The organism is Streptomyces sp. NPDC006283 (assembly GCF_040613325.1).
Lineage (GTDB): Bacteria > Actinomycetota > Actinomycetes > Streptomycetales > Streptomycetaceae > Streptomyces.
Genome location: NZ_JBEXRZ010000492.1, coordinates 1 through 1,055, shown reverse-complemented (window position 1 = coordinate 1,055; position 1,055 = coordinate 1). Strand labels below are relative to the sequence as shown.

Below are 1,055 nucleotides of genomic sequence, written 5' to 3'. Positions count from 1 at the left end.
CGGTTCGTCCGGTGTCGTCCGTTCCCGAGTTGTTCAAGATCCTTCAGCCGAGACCTGGCTCACCCGTCCACAACCTCCTCGGACAGAACACCTAGGCAGCTGCCGCGAGTGCCTCGCCTGGACGAACGAAAGGGACCAGCGGTGCGCGCCCTGCCTCAACTGGGATCGACCGTCCCTCAGCGCCCTGCCATCGGTGCCGTCGCGTGCTGCCGCTCAGGGACGAACATTGCCGACGCTGCGTGCTGTTCCTCGCCGAGACGGAGTACGACATCGACGGCGTCGCACTCGGTGGCGGAGACCAGCTGTGGTTCGGCGGACCGTCCGCCCCGCGCCTGAAGACGTCCCGGACCGGACGGACGAGCAGACCGGGCTCTACGAGCGGCGCCGGCTGCAGACCAAGCGGCGCACTGCAGTTCGCACCTCCCGCGCCGTTTCCCCCATCTGGCCATGCCTGGACAGTTGGAGCTGTTCCATATGGCGCGGGACTGGTGGCACCTGGACGACCGGCATCTGCCTGTGATGACCCCACCGGCCAAGGCCGTGCTGGACGACTTCCTTGCCCATATCCGAAGCCGCGGATAGACGATGCCCTCCCTTGCGACCTCGTGGGTGATTAGCGTGAGGTCGTGCTGGGGTAGCGGCTGGTGTTGTGATCACGTCTGTGCGGCGGGCAGTGCGAGTGTTTTGTTGTGTTGGGTTGCTCGCTGGTCGGATTGGAGTCCGGCGATGGCCCGGATGGTGTCAGGGAGGTTGTCCCGGCGGGTGTGGTGTCGCGCGAGGGCTCTCCAGTTCTTGAGGTGGGCGATGCCGTGCTCGACGGGGATGCGTGCTGAGGAGTGGGCGAAGCGGGCGGCTTCGTGGTGGGCCATGAGCCATTGCAGGTGCTCGAGGTGTTTGCCGCGGCGTTTGCGGGGTGGTGTGACGACCTGGCCGTGGGTCTGTGCGGCCAGGCCCTGGTAGCCGGCGTCGGCGAGGATCTGCAGGTCGATGGTGTCGGCCAGGAGGTCGACCAGGCCGGCATCCCGGGCTTGGGTGATGTCGGCAACTGATCCCGC

General features: G+C 66.9%; 2 protein-coding genes. One reads left to right on the top strand and one right to left on the bottom strand.

Going from position 1 to position 1,055, the window contains the following annotated elements:
• Positions 1-447 precede the first annotated feature (447 nt).
• The gene (locus ABZ070_RS37510) at positions 448-582 is read left to right on the top strand and encodes a hypothetical protein (protein ID WP_356640700.1); all 135 of its coding nucleotides are present in this window, start codon (positions 448-450) and stop codon (positions 580-582) included.
• Between the two features lie 71 nt (positions 583-653).
• On the opposite strand, the gene ABZ070_RS37505 is transcribed toward ABZ070_RS37510, so the two are convergent.
• Positions 654-1,055, bottom strand: a 402-nt coding sequence (locus ABZ070_RS37505) for a transposase family protein (protein WP_356640698.1), incomplete at its 5' end; no start/stop codon positions are given.